Annotated in this window: 17 protein-coding genes; 8 read left to right on the forward strand and 9 right to left on the reverse strand. The window is 61.6% G+C overall.

All coding sequences use genetic code 11. From position 1 onward, the window contains the following. Positions 1-244 precede the first annotated feature (244 nt). The gene (locus tag LPN01_RS07835; protein ID WP_262827817.1) at positions 245-1,573 is read left to right on the forward strand and encodes a hypothetical protein; all 1,329 of its coding nucleotides are present in this window, start codon (positions 245-247) and stop codon (positions 1,571-1,573) included. Between the two features lie 1,064 nt (positions 1,574-2,637). On the opposite strand, the gene LPN01_RS07840 is transcribed toward LPN01_RS07835, so the two are convergent. Together LPN01_RS07840 and LPN01_RS07845 are read right to left on the reverse strand one after the other, a co-directional pair. Next, positions 2,638-3,216 (reverse strand): hypothetical protein, encoded by a 579-nt coding sequence (locus LPN01_RS07840; protein ID WP_262827818.1) that lies wholly within the window; start codon positions 3,214-3,216, stop codon positions 2,638-2,640. 415 nt (positions 3,217-3,631) lie between these two features. Further along, the gene (locus LPN01_RS07845; RefSeq protein WP_262827819.1) at positions 3,632-4,228 is read right to left on the reverse strand and encodes an SOS response-associated peptidase; all 597 of its coding nucleotides are present in this window, start codon (positions 4,226-4,228) and stop codon (positions 3,632-3,634) included. Positions 4,229-4,341: 113 nt separating this feature from the next. On the opposite strand from LPN01_RS07845, the gene LPN01_RS07850 reads away from it, so the two are divergent. Both LPN01_RS07850 and LPN01_RS07855 read left to right on the forward strand, forming a co-directional pair. Then, complete coding sequence (locus LPN01_RS07850) at positions 4,342-4,548, forward strand: hypothetical protein (protein WP_262827820.1); 207 nt, start codon at positions 4,342-4,344, stop codon at positions 4,546-4,548. An 81-nt stretch (positions 4,549-4,629) separates the two neighbouring features. After that, entirely contained in the window at positions 4,630-6,063 is a 1,434-nt protein-coding gene (locus LPN01_RS07855; RefSeq protein ID WP_262827821.1) for an IS1182 family transposase, read from the forward strand. A gap of 437 nt (positions 6,064-6,500) precedes the next feature. Here the strand turns inward: LPN01_RS07855 and LPN01_RS07860 are convergent, their stop codons facing one another. From LPN01_RS07860 to LPN01_RS07875, 4 genes are all read right to left on the reverse strand, one after another. Next, complete coding sequence (locus LPN01_RS07860; RefSeq protein WP_262827822.1) at positions 6,501-6,704, reverse strand: hypothetical protein; 204 nt, start codon at positions 6,702-6,704, stop codon at positions 6,501-6,503. A gap of 232 nt (positions 6,705-6,936) precedes the next feature. Next, complete coding sequence (locus LPN01_RS07865; RefSeq protein ID WP_262827824.1) at positions 6,937-7,233, reverse strand: hypothetical protein; 297 nt, start codon at positions 7,231-7,233, stop codon at positions 6,937-6,939. Positions 7,234-7,327: 94 nt separating this feature from the next. After that, a complete protein-coding gene (locus LPN01_RS07870; RefSeq protein WP_262827825.1) occupies positions 7,328-7,591 on the reverse strand; it encodes a hypothetical protein in 264 nt (87 codons plus the stop codon). Between the two features lie 1,338 nt (positions 7,592-8,929). Next, positions 8,930-9,508, reverse strand: a complete 579-nt coding sequence (locus tag LPN01_RS07875; protein ID WP_262827826.1) for a recombinase family protein — start codon at positions 9,506-9,508, stop codon at positions 8,930-8,932. Positions 9,509-10,074: 566 nt separating this feature from the next. Between LPN01_RS07875 and LPN01_RS07880 the strand changes: the two genes are divergently transcribed. Further along, positions 10,075-10,671 carry a DUF4145 domain-containing protein gene (locus tag LPN01_RS07880; protein WP_262827899.1) on the forward strand — a complete coding sequence of 199 codons (597 nt, stop codon included), beginning with the start codon at positions 10,075-10,077 and terminating at the stop codon, positions 10,669-10,671. A gap of 107 nt (positions 10,672-10,778) precedes the next feature. Here the strand turns inward: LPN01_RS07880 and LPN01_RS07885 are convergent, their stop codons facing one another. From LPN01_RS07885 to LPN01_RS07895, 3 genes are all read right to left on the reverse strand, one after another. Next, positions 10,779-11,531, reverse strand: a complete 753-nt coding sequence (locus LPN01_RS07885) for an HNH endonuclease (protein WP_262827827.1) — start codon at positions 11,529-11,531, stop codon at positions 10,779-10,781. A gap of 290 nt (positions 11,532-11,821) precedes the next feature. Continuing rightward, positions 11,822-12,694: a pirin family protein gene (locus LPN01_RS07890; protein ID WP_262827828.1), complete on the reverse strand. Its 873-nt coding sequence runs from the start codon at positions 12,692-12,694 to the stop codon at positions 11,822-11,824. 86 nt (positions 12,695-12,780) lie between these two features. After that, on the reverse strand, positions 12,781-14,706 hold the full coding sequence (locus tag LPN01_RS07895; protein ID WP_262827829.1) for a rhamnogalacturonan lyase: 1,926 nt from the start codon (positions 14,704-14,706) through the stop codon (positions 12,781-12,783). A gap of 355 nt (positions 14,707-15,061) precedes the next feature. Here LPN01_RS07895 and LPN01_RS07900 point away from each other — a divergent pair, with 355 nt between their 5' ends. The 4 genes from LPN01_RS07900 to LPN01_RS07915 all read left to right on the forward strand — a co-directional run bounded on the left by LPN01_RS07900 (position 15,062) and on the right by LPN01_RS07915 (position 21,524). After that, positions 15,062-18,277, forward strand: coding sequence for a TonB-dependent receptor (locus LPN01_RS07900; protein ID WP_262827830.1), 3,216 nt, complete (start codon positions 15,062-15,064; stop codon positions 18,275-18,277). 104 nt (positions 18,278-18,381) lie between these two features. Continuing rightward, a complete protein-coding gene (locus LPN01_RS07905) occupies positions 18,382-19,170 on the forward strand; it encodes an IclR family transcriptional regulator (RefSeq protein WP_262827831.1) in 789 nt (262 codons plus the stop codon). Between the two features lie 19 nt (positions 19,171-19,189). Next, entirely contained in the window at positions 19,190-19,951 is a 762-nt protein-coding gene (locus LPN01_RS07910; RefSeq protein WP_262827832.1) for an SDR family NAD(P)-dependent oxidoreductase, read from the forward strand. Positions 19,952-20,009: 58 nt separating this feature from the next. Beyond that, positions 20,010-21,524, forward strand: a complete 1,515-nt coding sequence (locus LPN01_RS07915; RefSeq protein ID WP_262827833.1) for a glycoside hydrolase family 28 protein — start codon at positions 20,010-20,012, stop codon at positions 21,522-21,524. Positions 21,525-21,534 lie beyond the last annotated feature (10 nt).

The following is a 21,534-nucleotide window of genomic DNA, read 5'->3' on the forward strand; positions in this document are numbered from 1 at the left end:
CTATTAGATGAAAAGCCCCCACCAAAAGGACATTAGTATCGTCACCACTAATCAAGTTAAGTATCGTCGGTCATGCGTGCATATTAACACGATACTAAACTAATCTTTCTTAACATACCATAAAGTTTACTTAACATGTGGCAACATAAAAGCGTGTGAATTGTAGATCACTAGCTGTTGCCCACCCCGATTTTCCTGTCATTTAGCCTGGCTCCTGCGGCATTCCGCCGCATTTGGAGCTAAAATGAAAACCGCAACTACCCTACCCGCCACCTCACTTTCGCTTGTGGCGCCGTCTGCCAATAGTCCGTTTGATCGGGATGCGCCTACCGCCCGCATGTACCTTAGCTCGCGGACTAAAAGCGCCGTGGCGGTATCCACCATCACAGGCCTCGCTAACGACATCACTGACTTAAGGGGGAATCGGAAGACGGCTAGCGCCGAATACCACTTGGCCCTCGGAGCCATGGTGGCCGAGCTTGCTCGCGCTGCCTCGCATAGCCCACCGCTCGGATGCTATCGGCCGCTTCGCGCCAGCGATTTTCCTAGCGGAGGTATCGGCTACAGGCCCTTCAATCGCGCCCTCAACGATATGATCCGCCACGGGTACGTTACCACCGGGGGAGGTGAATCTGCTTGGAGGGAGCGCCTAGGATCGGTCACGCGCATCTACGTCACCCCTAAGCTCACCGATTACCTATCGGTGCATGGGATCACCGTTGCCGACAGGGAAAAGCACTTCCAATACAAGCCTGCTATGGACGACATTCCGCCTGTCCAGCTTCGAGCGACTTTAGATAAGGATAGGGGCAAGCCTCGTCGCGGTAAGAAACTCAAAGTCGACACGGCGAATCCCGTGGTCGCTGGCCACGTAAATCAAATTAGGCGGATTAATGAGTATGTGCATCGCCAAACAGTGATCGGACCCAAGCAAGATAGGCTGGATATCGCGCTATACCGGGGATTCAATCTTGGCGACGCGCCGGGCCACAACTATACAAAAGGTGGTAGAGTTTACGCTGCCTATCAAAGCTTCGAAAGAGCTGATCGGGATCATATAACGATAAATGGCCTATCAACTATCGAGGTCGATATCTCTGCCTGCTTTCTTACCATCGTTCATTACCTCCTAAAGCGCCCCTTCTCTGGCAAGAACGATCCTTATGCCGGCCCGTCTATTCACCGGGACATCGTAAAAGCGTGGGTTAACCTCACCATCGGCTACGGACAGTATCATACCCGCTGGCCGCAAGAGGCAATCGATAGGTTAGAAGAAAAGGGTCACAACAATGTTAGAAAGACACATCCCATAGCAAGCGTCAAAGAAGAGGTCCTAACCAATATCCCAATTGTAGGAGAATGGGTAGAGAGCATCTACACATGGGCGGACCTATTTTTTATCGAAAGTCAGATCGTCATCCGTACGATCGAACGCCTTGCTTTCGAGTATAACGTTCCTTGCTTGCCGATTCATGACGCGGTCCGCGTACCCGTCAAACAGGTCGTGTTAGCTAAAGAGGTTTTAAGAGAGTCTTTCTCGCATTACACGGGCTTAATGCCCATCGTAGCCTAATATATTATCTAGAAAAAAAATATTATTAAAGGATTATTTCTTTTTTTTTCCTATATTTCCTTTCTTATCTCTCTCTTCTCCCCCCTCCTCCTTCTCTCCTCATACGGGTAGAGGTTAGTAAAGGAAAGGGGTGAAGGGGGAAATAACGTAACGTCGTCTAGAGAATGGTAGGAGCGAAGAAACGTAAGCTTGCCACGCGGTAAGATTGCCTAAAACATTTCGCGCTTCGGCGATAACAAGCGCCTCGAATGCGCACGATAACCGCGCATATCGGCTAAATCGCCCCAGGATGGCCGCAGGATGGCGAAGTGAGCGTACGGGCTACGTGGGTAGCTTAATTAGGCAAAGGCCCTCTCCACGCGGCTTATAGGCATCATCGCGGGTTGTTACCGACGCCCCCATACGTCAATAGTGCAATGGCCCCACCCCACATACCGGCGCAGCAACCATCAGTCCGTTCACCGAGGACCAGACCGCAGCATGTAGCCCGCCGACACTGATTCAGCCATTCGCCTTCCGCGTCATGCGTCCGGTGCTGAATCCCGCGAGCCAAGCACGGCATAGCTCCAACCGGTCATTGCAGAACGGACAGTCAAGGCGCGTACCTTCGGGATCGACACCGGTTTTGAACCCTTGTCCGTAAACAAGGGCAATTAGTTCGTCCGTGTCGTCCATACGCTACGCCAACGCCATACAGGGTCACACCGGCGGGGATAACGCAGTAGGATGCGATATGGGCGCAATTCTTGAAGCATTATCGGACCAAAGCGTAAGCCCGGTGGTATGATATAGCTTAAAAACGGACGCTAAGGCCCCTTAGAGCGCCGAAAGGGGTGAAGATGCTACAGGAGTAGCCAACCCATGCCATCTCGCTCACACGGGCCTTATTTGCGCGCTTGCCGTAGTTGGGTTGCGCGATCATCGGCTAGCGATTTTCAAGTGTGAGGATGGCGGAAAATCAGAGCCGACATCCTGGACGGACCGGTACGGCGACGACAATGCCTTTCTAGGACTTCGGAGCTGTAAGTTTCTGCACATTCGGAAGAGTAAGATAAGTGTGCAAATTAAATGTCCAAATTGCGCCGCTCGATCTCGCCAGCAAGGGCATCGGCGAACGGATCACCGGCTTCCCCACCGGATGCTGCATATGCATGGCGCAAACCTTCATCCGTTAAGCCCCGGGGATCCGTCATCCGATTAGGTGCAGCCAGCAGCTTGACAAAGGTATAACAACTTAGCCCAAACGACGTCTTGTGGCTATTGTAAGGAAATTTGCTTCCCACAGGATAGTTATGCTCTGTTGATCGCACTGCGACTACGGCAGCTAGCTCCGATACCTCGCGAGCTATTAGGGGGTTCTCGAAGTCAATAAGAAGCCTAGCGTGGGCAAAGCAGTTTCTAACCTTCCTGATCCGTTGTAGGTCGTCAGCCATTCTATCAGTTATTACGGAGAAGGCCTGTGCTACGACGATCTTAGAGTTAAAATCCGACAGCGGCCCCCGATTTTCGAAGAGCTTCTCTGCAATATCGGTTGCCTCGCTTTTCAGCGATGATGTTATTAGCTCCTCCAAGGCTGACTCGACCATAGACGCCCCAACGATAGCCGCTGTTCTATCACTCTCCCTATGCAGGGTGAGCATCATTTCTTCCGCTTGCTGCGGCTCGGGGAGGCGCGAAGTTAGAGAGCGCAGCGGTTCCCGTGGCATAAACTCGGTGTCGTATGGACTATCGATTTAGGCAAGGCCGATAATCGTCGGAAGCTTCGCATAGGCGAAACATCGCCAACCCCTAGCATGCTGCTGTTTAAGGTTGGGACGCGGCTTACGGATCTCCGCCTCGCCAGCCTTGCGCATTCCTTGCGGGGTAGAACAGGCGCTAGACCGCTCTAGGACGCTCGCCAGCAGTATGAGGATCGCGTTTGCTAGTATCAGAGCCGAAGAAGGCGTCATCGTCGCTGTAGGGCTGCTCTGGACGTCTTTACGGCCTCCGCTTTCGGCGCGAGCATCAGGCGCTTAACGTAGTCGGCATCGATCACGGCGGGCAATGCAAACGGCTTTGTCATAGGACCGCCATAAGCTGCGATGGGTAAGGCGTCGCCAACGTCAAAGCGTCCTCAACCGGTGCCTGTAGCCACCTGTCGTAATCCTCTTCATGCAAGACGACAGGCATGGCCTTCGGATGGATTGCGCCGACCAAGTGGGTTGAAGGGTCGTCCTCATAGCCGGTGGTGAGGAAGGCATAGGCGGGAGCATCCCCTGTAGGTCGCCACACTCCTGCGAATGCAAAAATCGGACGCGATGGCACAGAGAACCAATAGGGCCTCTTCTTGCCCGTAGTTGGATCGGGATCGACGCTCCACTCTTGAAAGCTGGTTACGGGTACAATGCAACGCCGATCGGGATTGGCTAGTGCCGAGCGCCAAAACGGGCTCACGTAGTTGCGGACGTTGACGACGGGGTTGCGGACGCCTTGGGGCGGGGGAAAGCCCCACCGCATAGCCTGTAGCTGCCTGTCCGCCGCCGAACCTGTGACGACAAGGCCCGACCGACCCGGCGACACATAATCCTTCGCTAGGGCGACTCCTAGCGCCTCCACGGCAACGAAGGCAGCCGCAATGTCATGGGGCGAGGCCTTCAGATTGTAGAGGTTGCACATGGGGCTAGGGTGCCATTTACCGTTCGCGATGCCAATGACCGCTTCCGCCCAAAAAGCGGACCTTCCGCTTTCGCCCAGTAGCGGACATTCAGCGGATCAGCCATATAGATCCTATGAGCCTCGTCTTGCTTTTCGGCGGTGTGGTGATCGTCGCCTTGGTTGCGTTCTTCGCCGCGCGCGGCTCATCGCGGCCCCGATCCGGGCCTCACAACAACTGGCGCAACGAGGACTATCTGTCTCGCGATGCTGCTGGCAGCTGGACGGAGGGAGCCACCTACAGCAAGTCAAAGCCGAAGGATGTTTCGGGTCTCGGCTTGTAGGTTGCCAACGTCCGCTTTCCACCGAGGCTGTGTGAAAACGTGCTGATGTGGTAGAGTTCTGGCGCTGATGGAGGTGCTGGGATGAGCCGTTTCATCGAGGGGAGCGACCGGCGGGAAAGGCTGCTGCTGCCGGACTGCATTGACGATTATGTAGGCGCGGACAGCCCGGTTCGGGTGGTCGACATGTTCGTGGACGAGTTGGACTTGAGCGAGCTGGGCTTTGGCGCAGCAGCCGCGACGGGGCGACCGGGTTATCATCCGGCGACCATGCTCAAGCTCTACGTCTACGGTTACCTCAACCAGGTGCATTCGAGCCGGCGGCTGGAGCGCGAGGCGGGTCGCAACGTCGAATGCATGTGGCTCACAGGCAAGCTCGCGCCTGACTTCAAAACCATCGCCGACTTCCGCCGCGATCATGGTGCAGCGATACAGGCGGCATGCCGGCGCTTTGTCCTGGTCTGCCGCAACCTGGGTCTCATCGCGGGCGGTACGGTGGCGGTGGATGGCAGTCGGCTGCGGGCGGTGAATGCGCGCGACCGGAACTTCACGCCTGTCACGATCCGGCGCCGGATGGAACAGGTCGATGCCAGCATCCAGCGTTATCTCGGCATGCTCGACACCGCCGACCGGCAGGAGGGCGAGGCGTCCGGGTTGCGCACCGCGCGGCTGACGACGCGGCTGGATGCCTTGCGCCGGCAGATGCGCGACCTGGAAGCCATGGAGCAGGCAGTCGTGGCCGCGCCCGACCGGCAGATCTCGCTGACCGACCCGGACGCGCGCGCAATGGCATCGGCGGGAGGTGGCACAGGCCTTGTCGGCTACAACCTCCAGGCAGCGGTCGACGCGGACACTCACATCGTCGTGGCGCACGAAGTGATCAATCTTGGTCACGACCGCACGTCGCTGGCGAGCATGGGGCAGCAGGCGCGCGACGCGACCGGCGTCGATACGCTCACCGTACTGGCCGATCGCGGGTACTTCTCGGGCCCGGAGGTGCTGGCCTGCGAGAAGGCCAGCGTCGTGGCGATCTGCCCCAAGCCACTGACCTCGGGCGCCAAGGGAAAGGGGCGCTTCGGCAAGCAGGATTTCGTCTACCAACCCGATACCGATACCTATCGCTGCCCTGCCGGCGAAACCCTGACCAGGCGCTTCTCCAGTCTGGAACATGGGCTGACGCTCCATGGCTATGCGACGCCCGCCTGTCGCTTCCGCTGCGCTGTAAAGGCGAACTGCACCGCCGGCATCGAACGGCGTATCAAGAGATGGGAGCATGAAGAGGTGGTCGAGGCCATGCAGGCCCGGCTCGACCGCTGGCCCGATGCCATGCGCGTGCGACGACGAACGGTGGAACACGTTTTCGGCACTCTGAAAGACTGGATGGGCCGAAGCCACTTCAAGACACGAAGGCTCGGGAACGTCGCGACCGAGGCCAGCCTCCACATCCTCGCTTACAACATCAAGCGCGCCATCGCCCTCCTCGGCGTGCCAAGGCTCATCGCAGCAATGCAGGCCTGAACGGCCAACCCGCGCGCATCGACTCAACCAATGCGCACAGCCGTTTCCACACAGCCTCCACCAGAAGCGGACATTCCGCTTTCGCCCAGAAGCGGACATTACGAACGATATCGCGACACTAGCCTCTTCCACGTCTTGTCATCGGGGTACGGCGGCTGTTCGTCATCAGGGCGGTCGCGGGTAATCTGGCAGTCTATCGTGCCTTTAGGGCGCGCTACAGGGCAGCTAGAGCAGCGAAACCGTTTGGCAGCGTCCGGTAGCCCATCATCCCATCCGCGAAGCTGGAAAAGCCACCAAAGGGCCACAGCGTCGAAGCGTCGGACTCGTTTGCAGCAGCGGCAGGTGACCGTGATGGTTCGCCGATGCAGCGCGCAATGTTCGAGGTTGCGCAGCTTCCTGTTAATATGATCGTATGCGGCATCGGCTGCCATACGGCGTCACAGGACGGCAGCTAGTAGCAACTGCACTTCGTCCGTCGACAGCACGGCCTTCGCCCTCTGCGCGGCTCCTACGGCCTGCCTGTAATGGACAGTGCCAAACCGCTCGGCATCCTCGAACGGCAGCGCACTCCATTCCTCGCTTGGATAGCACTCGTCATAAATCGCCCTAGCGGCGGCGCGTAGCTGCATATCGTGGCGCATCGTCTCGACTCCCGTTCCTCGCCGATTGGATATGGAACAAAGGAAGAACGATTCGCAAGGCGCTTGATTGGAGCGGAAGCCACAGCCGCTCGATCGCCATATGGTCCCCCGCCGCAACTGGACGTTAGCGGTGCGTGGGTGTCCGTCCGATGCCGTTTGGCGAGACATCGGTCGGTTGCCGATGGCAGCTTCAAGCCAACATAACTTCGTCCAATTTTTGAATTAGCTTGGACTACAAGCCCCTTAAGCCGCCCCAAATAATACTCACATCGACAGATGTGACGATATTTTTTGCGTTAACATCAACAAGCACACGGATGTCATGGTACTCCGTTAATCCCCACCATCTATTATCTACGAACATTTTTCGGCAGAGCAGGGAAAGTTGGCGAGGGTCAGCAATTTTTTTGTCGAGCACCTCACAAGCGAAGCCATTCTGCATCAAAATCGACATGGCCACTTCAAGCCGTTCACCAATATGAAGGCGTGCCTTGATGGCCCCCGCCTCTCGCTCGACTGGCCTATTCATGCCGGTATGTTGGCACGACGAAATTATTGCAGCAAACGCGAGCAAGGTCGACCGACATAGTCGGTTTCGAACACGTAATTCGTGAGTATGAGCCTTACACAAGAGGACGATCACGATAAAAGTACAAATTGCGAATTGCTAACAACGACATAAAGACAAGTGGGACACCTGATCCGATGAAAAGTCCGACCACTGGATAGTACCAGAGGCCGTACATCATCGGCCCAGCAACCACGATGGGGGTCAAAAGCACGCGTGCACGAATGTCGTGTTGAACGACCGCACAGCCCCAGCCCAATATCGCAAGATATGTAATAGCAACGACCTGTATGGTCCAATACTCGATGAAGTTTGCCATGCCCATTCCTGCCTACAGGCCGGCCATTTACAGGCTAACCCTTGCCAGCATTTATAAAGATTGAGTCAAAACATCGACAGCAACGAGGTTTGTATTTAATAGGCGCGCCAACGCTCCGCACTCTGCGATTGACTAGCTGACTAGCGACCGCAGCCCATCCAATACCTTCGCCGCCGCCCAATGAGCAGCCAACCGCTAGGCCGACTAGCGGTAAGACGATCACTAACACGCATCCGAATGCGACCGGCAACGAAGCCAGCGACCGCTCGTTACTTGATGTCCCTTTGCTCCCACCTTCAAAAAATGAAGGTAATCGATCCGAAATCGGCTATGCGGGATTATATAGTTAGCGTCGGCCAGCGTAGCGTTGCCTTCACTTCACTCCGACCGCGGTGCTAATTGGTCGCCTCTGATGCGGATTGCCGCCGCCAGTGCGATCGTAGCGCCAAAAAACGCGACTGCTGCCCACCAATAATATCTGATCGGGGTAAAGTGCTCGATCGTCATTTCGGTAAGGGAAAGGAGTGATCCTATGCTCGCCAGCAAAAGCGCGATCCTTAGTGCAGTATCAGTAATACGGTCTATCATTTGCTTATCCCCGCAATTTCGATTCTGGGTAGCGTATAATGCTTGATAAACGACTGCTATACCCCAAAAAAGCGAATGTTCCGAGCACGCCTCGCCGCGCTCAACGTTTAAGGTCTAACGATCGTGATGGTAGCGGATATTCGGCCGCGCTCGCTCTGATAAAAGTTTGTCGATCCGATCATCGATCCCGCGAGCATTAAGACGAAAACAAATAAACAGGTAAATAGCCGCGACAATACTAATAACGGCAAAGCCTATACCCGCAGCTCGGGCAATCTGCCCGGTCAGGCTATCGAGGCGTATAGCAATGCGGAGAACGACGCTAAGCATACCGCATGAAAGCGTAACAACGAGCGGTAACCGTTTTGCTACGGATCGTTGGCCGCGGCTTCCAAAAACCATGTTTCCCTCTTTGACCCATCACGTAGGCGCACGGCGATCCGACTGATGTTGATAGCTCGCTAACGGGGTGTACCCGCCAATAGCGAACCTTTTGCTAACGCCCCCAAGCAGACGCTTCCGTCGACCGCAGCACCCTGCTCGGACACGTTCGTAGAACTCGTATACCGTTGTCCCATCGCGCCTTATAGACCGCCAGTCCATGTTGAAGCTGCCAGCATGACAAATCGCCTTTGTCGCTCGACGAGGTAGCCAAGGTGCGTCCGTAGCGATCCTGACCAGCGCGGTTGATACGGATCACCTTATCCATTCGGATAGGCACGGCGCGGAAGGGCTTGCGTGGACGAACGCTCATGCGGCGGCACAGTAGCGCTTTACCGTCGCCAACGAGATATCGAAATGCGCCGCCGTAGTAGCAATGCTAGCTGCGTTTTGCTTTCGCCATGCGACCACATGATTTCGATCGTGAGCAACCGGACGGCCTAGACTGACCTTGCCCCGATGGGTCTTGCCCGTGCTAGCCAGCGAAGCCCGCGCCGCTGCCCGACCGGCATCGCAGCGCTCCCTAATCCGCTGGCGCTCCATTTCGGCAACCTGTGCCAGCACCGCTACGATAAGCTCGCCAACGCCCTTAGCGATCGGTCCAAGGCCCCGCACGTCGACGGTCACCCCCTTGTCGATCAGGCGCCGGATAGTAGCTTGTATGTCGAGGGCGTCGCGGCCTAGCCGATCGATCGAATAGATGCAGACCGTGTCGCCCTCGCGAACGTAGCCGAGCAACGCAGCAAAGCCGGGGCGATCGGCGGCGAGTACCGCGCCGGACACGCCCTCGTCGACGAACTCGCGCTCGAAAGGACCGCTAAGGGCTTGCCGCTGCGCTTCGATGCTCTGGTCCGCTGTGGAACAACGATAGTAGGCAATGCGGGACATAACGGCTCCGAGTCGCTCATAAGGTAGGGGTATTATATGAGCTAGGCGCTGATATGCGGAGTCATATCTTCTGAGCGGCGCGTTGGAACGTCTTTAGGGGTGGCTCATGACTTACAACTTCCGAGCAGAGCAACGGCGCGGTCAGCAATCCGGCCGGGGTGAGGACTGGCATTGGTAACGCGCTACGCGGGAGAACGAACCGCGTCCGACAAGGCGGGCCGGTTAGGCGTGTCATAATCGTGGGGGCCGGGGAGCGTGAGGTACGGGGGTAACGCTCGCTTATTGTTGTCTGATTGCCCTGTTGCATGCCACTATAAACTCCAGGTCGTAGACGGATCGTGGAGTGCTCGATGGGAAACAAGTTGCCGCTTGCCGAGAGCTGGGTCTGCCCTCACTGCAATTTTGCGCAAATGAAGTCTGCGTCTAAATCCGCTTCCAAAAACATTCATATTGATATAGACGGACTAGCGGACGGCAACGTATTGCTTGGCTACAATGCTCTTGGCTGCGTAAACCCAAAATGTATGAAGCTAACGATATCGGCGTTTCTCTTGCCGGCAGCTCAAATGAGTTCCGTGGATGGGCCGAAATTCTATTATCGTGGCGGCCCTTTTATCGCAAACGTTAGGTTTCTACCCCGTGGGACAAGCAAGCCGCAGCCGTCATACATACCTCGACCCCTTGTGATCGATTATGAAGAGGCCTGTGCTATCAGGGACCTAAGTCCAAAAGCGTCTGCGACTCTCGTTCGAAGGTGCTTACAGGGTATGATCCGCGATTTCTGCGACATCAAGAGAGGTACACTAGCTCAAGAAATCAAGGCTCTGCGCGAAGCGGTGGAAGGTGGATTGGGTCCAAAGGGCGTCGATATAGATACCGTCGAGGCGATCGATCATGTCCGATCTATCGGTAATATCGGGGCACATATGGAGAAAGACATCAATATAATCGTTGATGTTGACGCAGATGAAGCTCAAATGCTTATCGATCTAGTCGAGGTTCTGTTTGTCGAGTGGTACGTTGCACGGGAACGCCGAAACGAAAGCCTTAAGGCAATCAAGGCGCTTAGCTTGCGCAAAGCGGATGATCGCAATCCTCAGCCGGTGTTAACGCCCCCGGATGCCACCGGGTTACTGACCGTGTTGGATGATAAATCTGCCTAGGTTGTTGCAATAGGGCAAATACAACTAATCCCACACCGTGGAATTGTTTTTATCGATAAAATCGAGGTTGCGAGCCGTTTGCTCTTTGCTTTATTATCATATTAACGCTAATCGTAGTGTTCGCGCTCACTCGCCAAGTATTTCTGCTGAAGCGCGGGCAACGAAAGGGCATTACGCTGCCTATGGGCCATGCGATGGCAATTAGCACATAGCAGGGCGAGGTCTGCGAGCTTCGTCAATGTGCCGGGTTTTAGGGTGTGGACCGGCTTAGTGTGGTGTACTTCGATATAGCCGGCACCTAGCTCACCATATGCTCGTTCGAAGTCGAATCCGCAAACCTCGCAAGCCAACAACCCCGCCGCTGCCGCTGCCTTACGCTTCTGGCGTACAAGCTTCGGATCGCGCTCATAGCGTTTGTGGAGACGCATGATGACGCCGCCCTCTTCACCTTCGTAAGGCTCAACCGGCGGTAGCTTTGCTAGGGCCGCCTCGTCTACGCCTATAACGGCCTGCCTTATCGCCTCTGCGTCTGTAGCTAGATCAGCTAGCCGACCGTAGTATTCGGCCCACAGCACGCGTTCTAGGCGGTTTCCACGCTGCATACCGACCTTGCCTTGGTCGAGGTACACCGGGTCGGACGAACGGAAGTTCATGACCTTTAGGTACACGCCATTGCGGTTCCGAAGCGTGTCGCTGCCGCCGCCGCCGTTAAGCCGGTGCATCTTGTTTAGGACTGCGGACAGCGCCTCTATCGCAACGTCATCTTTCGCGGTCGGGTTACCCCCTGTCTTTACGTATAGGTCGAGGGCTAGGGTTAGCTCGTCTCTGGACCAGATCGGGTTGCGCGGGGGCTTAGCCATTAGACTGATCGTAAAGCCGCAGCCGGTACTGACAAGCTGTGAGAACCAGCGCGCTCGCTGCCCTCCCCTTCTGTAATTCTTGTGTAACTGATCCGGGAAAACGCGGGAAGATGGGTGATCGGTAGGGACGTTCGGTACGGCCTTTAGGCCGCTAAGTCATTGATAAGGGAAGGATTGGGAACCTTCGGGATGAAGGTTCTCATAGACTGAAAATCGCAGTGTCGGCGGTTCGAATCCGTCCCCGGGCACCATTACCCCGCCGCCGCCGCTGAACCCCCGACCCGCGCGCGTCACACCGCGGGCAGCGGTCCGTCGCCGTCGAACAGCCCCGCCTGATAATCGCGGATCGCCGCCGCGATCTCGTCGCGGGTGTTCATCACGAAGGGGCCGTGCGCGACGACGGGTTCGCCGATCGGATCGGCGTGGCCGAACAGCAGCACCGCATCCTCCGACGCGGTAATCCGCACCGCGTCGCCGTCGTCGCCGACCGTGGCGAGCGTCCAGCGCTCCAGCACGACGTCGCCGCTGCGCACCCGCCCCGACACCACATAGAGCAGCACCGACCTGCCGCACGGTGTCGGCAGGTCGACGCACGCGCCCGCCGCGAGCCGTACGGTCGCCAGAGTCACCCCGGTCGACGACGCGATCGGCCCCGCCGTATCGCCGATCGTCCCGGACACGAGGTCGATCCGTCCGCGTCCGTCGGCGACGGGCAGCGCGGGGATCGCCTCCGCCTGCAACCCCGTATAGCGCGGCGCGGTCATCTTGAGACGCGACGGCAGGTTGACCCACAGTTGCAGGATCTCGAGCGGCCCGCCGTCGCGCTTGAACGCGGGCGGCGAAACCTCGGCGTGGATCAGCCCCGATCCGGCCGTCATCCACTGCACGCCGCCCGCCGCGATGACGCTGGCATGGCCGCCCGAATCGTGATGCGCCAGCGTGCCGGCGAGGATGAAGGTCACCGTTTCGAACCCGCGATGCGGGTGCGGGCCGAACGGCAGGCCCGCATTGCCCGGCCGGTAGGTCTGCGGCCCGTGGTGGTTGAGGAACAGGAACGGGTCGACCTGGGGCAGGCCCGGCCCCGGCAGCGGCCGCCGCGTCACGAGATCGCCGATGTCGTCGCGGTGCGCGCGATGCAAGGCGGTGATGGTGCGAAACGTCATATGCTGTCCTCCGGGCCGCTGCGTTGCCCCCTCCGGCCGCCCCGCGGCAAGCCGGCAGGCGCGCAACGCAGCGTTTCGCCGCCGCGCTACTCCGCGCGATCCGCCGGCGTCCGGCTGCCGGGGAAATAGGACAGGTGCGGCGGCTGGTTGTAGGCGGTGTTCTGCCACGCGACGCCCAGCCGGTAGACGGGGTCCTGCATCGGCGTGACCAGCCGGTGCCGGGTCGGATAGGGCGTCGTGTAGATACGCAATTCGCGATTGTCCGCGGTGCGCCAGATCACCTCCTCGCGCCAGTCGCCCAGGATATCGGCCTGGAGCGCCGGATTCGCCTTGGTGCCGTTGTTCGACGCGACGTCTTCGGGGTGGAGCAGCGGGGTGGCGGTGCCCGTCCGCCAGTCCCACTTGCTGATCGTCGTGCCGTCGAGCAGCTCCTGCAACAGGTCGCCGTCCCAATAGAGCGCGAAATTGGTCTGGCGCGGTGCCGGCCCGATCGCGTTGCCCCTGACGTCGAACAGGTCGCGGCTGTTCGATCCCCAGAATTCGGCGCCGACGTGGCGCGGATCGATATCGGCGGCGAGCCCGCGACCGGTGTCCCGGTCGGCGGGCTTGGTCCACAACACCGCGCCGGTGCGCGCGTCGAGCAGCGCCGATCCGATCCCGCCGTTGCGCTTCACCTCTTCGTGCACGCCCCATTTCTCCAGCCCCGGCCGCAGCGGGTCGAGGTCGGCGACGTGCATCGCATCGCCGTGATACAGTGGATCGGTCCAAAGACCCTTGCCGTCGTCGTCGATCGCCATCGATCCGTAGATCACCTCGTCGCGGCCGTCGCCGTCGACATCGGCGATGCTCAGCTCGTGGTTGCCGCGTCCCGCATAGTCGGCGTTGCCGGGCGCCGCGCTGTCGAACAGCCAGCGGCGCGTGAGCGTGCCGCCGCGATAGTCCCAGGCGGCGACGGTGGTTCGCGCATAATAGCCGCGCCCGAAGATCATGCTGGGCAGCCGGCCATCGAGATAGGCGACGCCGGCGAGGAACCGGTCCGAACGGTTGCCGTAGCCATCACCCCAGGTGTCGCGCAGTTGCTCGAACGTCGGATCGCCACCCGGATAGCGGGGCGGATCGTAGGGCGCGGTGGCGAGCGCCCGGCCGCTGCGCCCGTCGAACACGGTCAGATATTCCGGCCCCTTCAGGATGCGCCCCTGAAGCGGCGCGACCCTGGTGCCGTCGGCGAGCACCCTGGCGCCGGTGCGGTCGGGCTGCGGCACTTCACCGTCATGGCCGCGCCAGTCGGCCCTCGCGTCGCCGATCACCGCGCCCGTGCCGTCGACCGTCCCGTCGGCAGTCTTCATCGCGACTTCGGCGCGACCGTCGCCGTCGAAGTCGAACACCTGGAATTGCGTATAGTGCGCGCCGGCGCGGACGTTGCGGCCGAGGTCGATCCGCCACAGCCGCCGCCCGTCCAGCGTATAGGCATCGAGGAAGACGTTGCCGGTGTAGCCCGCCTGGCTGTTGTCGTGGCTGTTGGTCGGGTCCCATTTCAGCACGACCTCATACCGGCCGTCGCCGTCGAGGTCGCCGACCGAGGCGTCGTTGGCGGTATAGCCATAGGTCTCGCCCGCGGGCGTCGTGCCGCCGGGGGGCGGCGTCAACGGGATCGACAGATAGCCGCGCGGCAACATCAGCGCGGCGGGGCCGGGTGCCCCGGCCCGCCCGGCGGTCAGCGCGCGAATCGTGTAGCGCGCCGTCGCGCTGCCCTGCGGATCGACGAAGGCGGTCGCGTCGGCGATCGGCCGCGGATTGATCTTGCGCCCGTCGCGATAGACGTCGAAACGGATCGTCGGCGCATCGGTGGCGAGCAGTCGCCAGCCGACCAGCCAGCCGCCGTCGCGCGCGGGCGAGGCGATCAGGCCGCGGTCCAGCCGCTCGCTGCTCCGCCCGGGGGCGGCATGCGCGGTGGCGACGCCGGCGGCGCCGGCGAGCAACGCGGCCAAATGCCTGATTCGGTGGGCAGCCATGATCTTCCTCTCCATCGTGTTCATGTCAGGCAATTACCGCCTGTCTCAATAATCATGATTGCATTTCAGATTTTGGCAACATAGGATCGGAACACCGGTCCAGTATGTGGACATTCGGGATCGGCACGGGATGCCACGACGACGGTAACAGCCGGGTCGCACTGGAGGGGACGCGAATGACAAGGCCGATGCAGCGACAGGTTCGACCCGCGCCGCGCCCATGGGCGCCCGCCGCCGGCGCGCCCGCAGCTCACCGCTCCGCCGGCTGACGCCCGCCGAACCATATCATCGGGGCGACCGCGACGACACGCAGCGCCCATCGGCCGCAACGCGGCCCAACAGGGGAGATACCATCATGACCGCCAGCCGCCAGGCCGCCCGCACCACCCTTGCGACGACGTCCGTCCTCGCCATCGCGCTCGCCTGCGCCGCCACGCCGGCCATCGCGCAGACCGGCCCGGTCCCCGGCGATCGCAACGTCGCGCCGTCGTCGGCCGCGGTCGAGCCGAAGTCGCCCGCCGAAACGCCCGCGACCAATCCCGCGCCCGCCGACGCCCCGGTCCAGACCGCCACCGGAACGCCCGACGCCAACGATCCCGAGGCGAAGCCCGAGGACATCCTGGTCGTCGGCACCCGCGCCTCGCTGCAATCCGCCATCGCGCGCAAGCGCAACGCGGGCACCGTGGTCGATTCGATCGTCGCCGACGACATCGCGAGCTTCCCCGACAAGAACGTCGGCGATTCGCTGTCGCGCATCACCGGCGTGCAGCTGCAACGCGACTTCGGCGAGGGCGTGAAGGTATCGATCCGCGGCGTCGAACCCGACCTCAACCGCGTCGAGATCAACGGCGTCAGCCAGGCGTCCGCGACCGGCGACCGGTCGGGCGATTTCCGCGAACTGGCGACCGAGCTCGTCAAGTCGATCGACGTGTTCAAGGGCTATCAGGCTAGCCTGACCGAAGGCGGCATCGGCGGCACCGTTCGGGTGGAAACGCGCAAACCGCTCGAACTGAAGCAGGCGCTCGGCTCGGTCGTCTTCTCCGAACAGCATCTGGACACGACGCAGGACTGGCGGCCGCGCGGCACGATCGTGCTGGGCACGCCCAAGTTCCTCGTCGAAGGCCTCGGCGTGCTGCTCAACGTCACCTACGACGACAAGTCGACGCGGCAGGATTACGCCAGCAACACCAACTACAGCCGGCTCGCCGACTTCGACCATTCGGACCAGAAGACGGTCGCCGACCCGCTCTATTCAAGCTTCAACACCTATGCGAGCTGCGCCGGTGTCGGCGGCCAGAACACGTCGAATGCGACCGCGCGCCGCCTCGCCTGCGAAACCCAGTTCTTCGACTGGGCACCGACCGTTCCGCGCTATCGCAACCTCGTCCGCCGCGACAAGCGCATCTCAGGCGACCTCACCGTCCAGTACGAGGTCGCATCCAATTTCCGCGCCTATGCGGAAGCCACGATCAACAATCGCGACCAGCGGCTGTTCGACACCAACTACTCGCTCGATATGGGCCGGTTCCAGCGCTACCAGCTCGACCCCGTCCTCGGCGCCGGCCTGAACAACGCCACGTCGCGGCCACAGGTCAAGCAGAGCAGCGCGACGGTCGACGCCAATCACGTCGTCACCAGCTACCAGACCGCACTGGACGGCGTGAACATCGGCACCGCCGCCGCCCCCGTGTACAGCGGATCGAGCAACATCCTTGGCGTCCAGCGTCGCGATTTCCAGTACAATCAGAAGTCGCAATATTACCAGGCCGGGTTCGACTGGGATTTCGACCGGATCCAGATCAAGGGCCTGGCATCGCATTCCAAGGCGCATACTGCGGGCGAAACAAACCTCATTTCGCTCTCGACAGGCATCTCGGGCGTGACCGTCGACACGCGCAACAACCTCGGCATTCCGGTCTTCACCTATCCCAGCACCGTCAACCCTGCCGATCCCAGCATCTACACCGACTATACGCGGCGCGGGAACGAGCTTGGTGCAGCCGGTCCGAGCGTGCAGTATCGCCCGACCGATGCCTCCAATACCGAGGACCAGCTGAAACTGGACGTGGACTGGGAGGTCGAGGCCGGCCCGCTCAAGAGCATCGAATATGGCGGCCAGTACCGCTGGGCCGACTATCTGCAGTACAATGGCGGTGGTTCGCGCCTGCTGTCGGCACCGGGGGTGACGCCGCTGGTGTACCAGACCAGTGCAAACGTGTCGTACACGACGCAGCTCGTGAACGCCGCGACGGTGCCGCAGCGGAACATCGGGTCGGCCTATTCGCTGACCCGCACCGAATATGCCAATCTGATCGCGTCGATCGGCGGCGTCAGCGCGGGCGCGCCGTTGTTCAGCGGCCTGAAGGGGGCCCCGTCGAGCATCCCCGACCGGATCGCGATCGCCAACTTCAACCCGACATTGCTCGGCCAATATTACGACCTGTCGTCGTTCGACAACGATCTGCTGTTCAACGCCGACGGCCTGCCTCAGATTCCGTCGGTCAAGATCTCCGAAAAGATCGCGTCGGGCTATATCCAGGCCAACATGGACACGCGTGTCTTCGGTATGCGCCTGACCGGAAACGCCGGCGTGCGTTACACCTACACCCGCGACACCGGGACCGGCACCAACATCAGCCGGGTTACCCGCTTCACCGCGACCGGCGCGGTCGAGACCGTGACCCTGGCCGCACAGCAATTGTCGCTGTCGAACGAATATCACGACATCCTGCCCGCGTTCAACGCGGCGCTGGAGATCACGCCGGACCTCGTCCTGCGTGCCAATTGGGCGAAGAACCTCGCCCGGCCGAAGCCGACCGACCTCGTGCCGAACATCAACTGCCTCGACGACGCGACGGTCGCGGCGCTGGACGACGTCTGCACCGCGGGCAATCCCGCGCTGGTGCCGTACCGTGCCGACGCGTGGGAAGTGAACCTCGCCTGGTATCCGAACCGCGACACGCTGGTGAGCGTCGGCTATTACAAGAAATACGAGAAGAGCTTCGTCATCCCGAACGTGACACGCAGCGGCGTCGACCTGTTCCAGGACGGCGTCACCTACACGGTGCGCCAGCCCATCAACGGGTTCGGCGCGTTGCTCGACGGGATCGAGGCGAGCGCGCAGACTGCCTTCACCTTCCTGCCGAAGCCGTTCGACGGCCTGGGTGCTTCGGGCAACGTCACCTATGCCCGCGCGATCCGGACCAACCTGACCAATGCGGCGACCAACCAGCCGTTGACCGAATATCCCGGCCTGTCGACGTGGACGTACAACGCCAGCGTCTTCTACGACAAGGACTGGCTGAACGCCCGGCTGAGCTACAATTACCGTTCGAACTGGCTCGACACGGTGTCCAGCGCGACCAACGGCAATCTGCCGATATACCGCAAGGGCGAAGGCTATCTCGACGGCAAGATCACCTTCCGCTTTCCGGAATGGCATTACAGCCTGTTCATGGAAATGCAGAACATCAACAAGGAATATTCCAAGACCTATATCAAGAACATCGGCACGTCGGAGGTCTATTACCCCGGCCAGCGTTTCTTCGCTGGCTTCTCGCTGAAGTTCTGATCGCGTTCCTCCCCCTGGCCGGTCGTCGCCGTTGCGGCGACCGGTCGCTTCTTGAATTGCCAGCATGCAGGAAGGCATCCTAAGGAGTGGGCATGAAATCCTCCATGGCAACCATCGAAAAGCCCGAAGTCGCCGGCGCCGTCGGCGCGGGCAGCCAGACGCTGATGCGCGGGCTCGACCTGATCGAGGCGGTGAGCCATGAGGTGCTGTCGCTGAGCGAGCTCGCCGCGAAGCTCGACCTCACCAAGAGCACGACGCACCGGCTGCTGTCCGCGCTGGTCGATCGCGGCTACCTCGCCTTCACGCCGCGGTCGGGGTACCGGCTGGGGCCCAAGCTGCTGCTGCTCGGCACGCTGGCGCAGGCGCAGGCGGACCTCGTCCAGGTCGCCCGCCCGCATCTCGAAGAGCTTGCCGCCTCGACCGAGGACACCGTGCACCTCGGCGTGTTCGACGGCGACTTCGCGCTGTACCTCGACAAGGTGCCCGGGCGCCGCCGCATCACCATCTCCAGCCGCGTCGGCGACCGCCAGCCGCTGAGCTCGACCGGTCTCGGCAAGGCGCTGATGATCGATTCGCCGCCCGCCTATTGGGACGAACGCTTCGCCGCCGACCAGGCGGCGGGCGCGCCGCGGGCGGATGCGAAGGTCTGGCGCGAGCGCATGGAAGGCTATGCCAGGGTCGGTCGCGCGTTCGACCTCGAGGAAAACGAGGACCAGATCCGCTGCGTCGCCGCCCCGATCCGCGATGCCGCGGGCAAGATCGTCGGCGCGATCAGCGTGTCGAGCGCCGCGCAATATATGAGCGACGATCGCATGACGGCGCTGACCGACGAGGTCCGCGGCACCGCCAATGCGATCAGCCACGAACTCGGCTTCGAGCCCCACCCTGACTGACCATCCCGAGGAGAAGACCATGTTGCTCGCAGGCAAGACCGTGCTGGTCACCGGCGCGTCGGCCGGGATCGGCCGCGCCGTCGCGATCGGCTGCGCCCGCCATGGCGCCGACGTCGCGCTGAACTTCAGCCGCGACGTCGACGGCGCGAACGCCGCGGTCGCGGAGATCGAGGCGCTGGGCCGAAAGGCGATCGCGGTGCAGGGTGACGTGTCCGACCCTGCGACTGCGGCCGATTTCGTCGACCGCGCGGTCGCCGCGCTCGGCCGCGTCGACGTGTTCGTCAACAATGCCGGGATCTGCCCCTTCCACGCCTTCCTCGACATGCCGGTCGAGACGTTCGAACGGACGATGAAGGTCAATCTGCACGGCGCCTATTTCATGGTGCAGGCCGCCGCCAACCAGATGGTGAAACAGGGCGACGGCGGCTCGATCATCGCGATGTCGTCGATCTCCGCATTGGTCGGCGGCGAATACCAGACGCATTACACCCCGACCAAGGCCGGGCTGCATTCGCTGATGCAGTCGGTGGCGATCGCGCTCGGCAGGCATGGTATCCGCTGCAACTCGCTGTTCCCCGGCACGATCCTCACCGACATCAACAAGGACGACCTCGCCGATCAGGCCAAGCGATCGTACATGGAAGGGCGGATCCCGCTCGGGCGGCTCGGCCAGCCCGACGACCTCGTCGGGCCGACGGTGTTCCTGGCGTCGGACCTGGCGAACTACGTCACCGGCGCGTCGCTGCTGGTCGACGGCGGTGCCTATGTGAACCTGCAATAGCGGGATGCCGGCCCCTACCCCTCCCGCCGCTTCTCCGAAGGCCGGGGCGTGGGACGACATGCCCGTCACCCGCCGCGCCGCCACGCTCGGGATGGCCGCGAGCCTCATCCTTCCCTTTCCCGCCCATGCCGCGACGATGATCGACATCCGCGACCATGGCGCCAAGGGCGACGGGCGGGCGATCGATTCCAATGCGATCAACGCCGCCATCGCCGCGGCCGCCCTCCTGCCGCAGGGCGGCACGGTCGCCGTCCCCGCCGGCCGGTATCGCTGCTATTCGATCCGCCTGCGCAGCCGCGTGACGATCGTGCTGGCGAAGGGCGCGGTGATCGAGGCGGCGGCGGGCACGGGCTACGACCTGCCCGAGGACAATGGCGACCAGCTCTATCAGGATTTCGGCCACAGCCACTGGCGCAACAGCCTGATCTGGGGCGAGGATGTCTACGACGTGGCGATCACCGGCCCTGGCCTGATCCACGGCATCGGCCTCACCCGCGACGGCCCCGGCGCGCGGTGGAAGGCGCAGACCGGCGAGCGCCCGCTGTCTATGCGCCAGATGACCGCCGCGCAGATCGCCCGCCTCGAACCCGACGCGGCGCGGATGAACGGCCTGGGGAACAAGGCGATCGCGCTCAGGAACGGCCGCAACATCCGCCTGTCGGGATTCTCGATGCTCAAGTGCGGGCATTTCGCGATCCTGGCGACGGGGACGCGCGACCTCGACATCCGCGACCTGTCGATCGACACCGATCGCGACGGCATCGACCTCGATTGCGTCCGCGACACGCTCGTCGCGCGCTGCCGCGTCAACACGCCCAACGACGATGCGATCGTCGTCAAGAGCAGCTTCGCGCTCGGCCGCGCCGTCGCGGCGGAGAATGTCGTCGTCCGCGACTGCGCGGTCAGCGGCTACGACCTCGGCACGATGCTCGACGGCAGCCGCCGCACGACGCAGGCGATGGCCCCGGATCGCGACCGGCCGACCGGACGGATCAAGCTCGGCACCGAGAGCAACGGCGGCTATCGCAACATCCTGATCGAGGATTGCACCTTCGACCATTGCCGCGGGCTGGCGCTGGAGACGGTCGATGGCGGCGTCATGGAGAATGTCGTCGCCCGGCGGCTGACGATGCGCGACGTCACCACCGCGCCGCTGTTCCTGCGTATCGGCGATCGCCGCCGCGGCCCCGCCGGCACCGGCGTCGGCGCGATCCGCGGGGTGCTGCTCGAAGGCATTGCGGCGACCGGCATCGACCATCGGTTCGCCGCCACCATCGCCGGCCTGTCCGGCCACGCGATCGAGGGCGTCGTCGTGCGCGACGTCCGCCTGACCTATGCCGGCGGTGGCAGCGCCGGGGACGCCGCGCGCCGGCCCGACGACCTTGCGCAGGCCTATCCCGAACCGAGCATGTTCGGCGTCACCCCCGCCTGGGGCCTGTGGGTCCGGCATGCGCGCGGGCTGGTCGTCGACGGCCTGACGCTCGCCACCGCCACGCCCGACGCGCGCCCGCCGTTCCGTGTGGAGGATGCCGATGCGATCCGGGTCACGAACACCCCGCTCTGGCGCGGTTAGCGTTTGACCT

The sequence above is a fragment of the Sphingomonas sp. A2-49 genome, from assembly GCF_025548555.1.
GTDB lineage: Bacteria > Pseudomonadota > Alphaproteobacteria > Sphingomonadales > Sphingomonadaceae > Sphingomonas.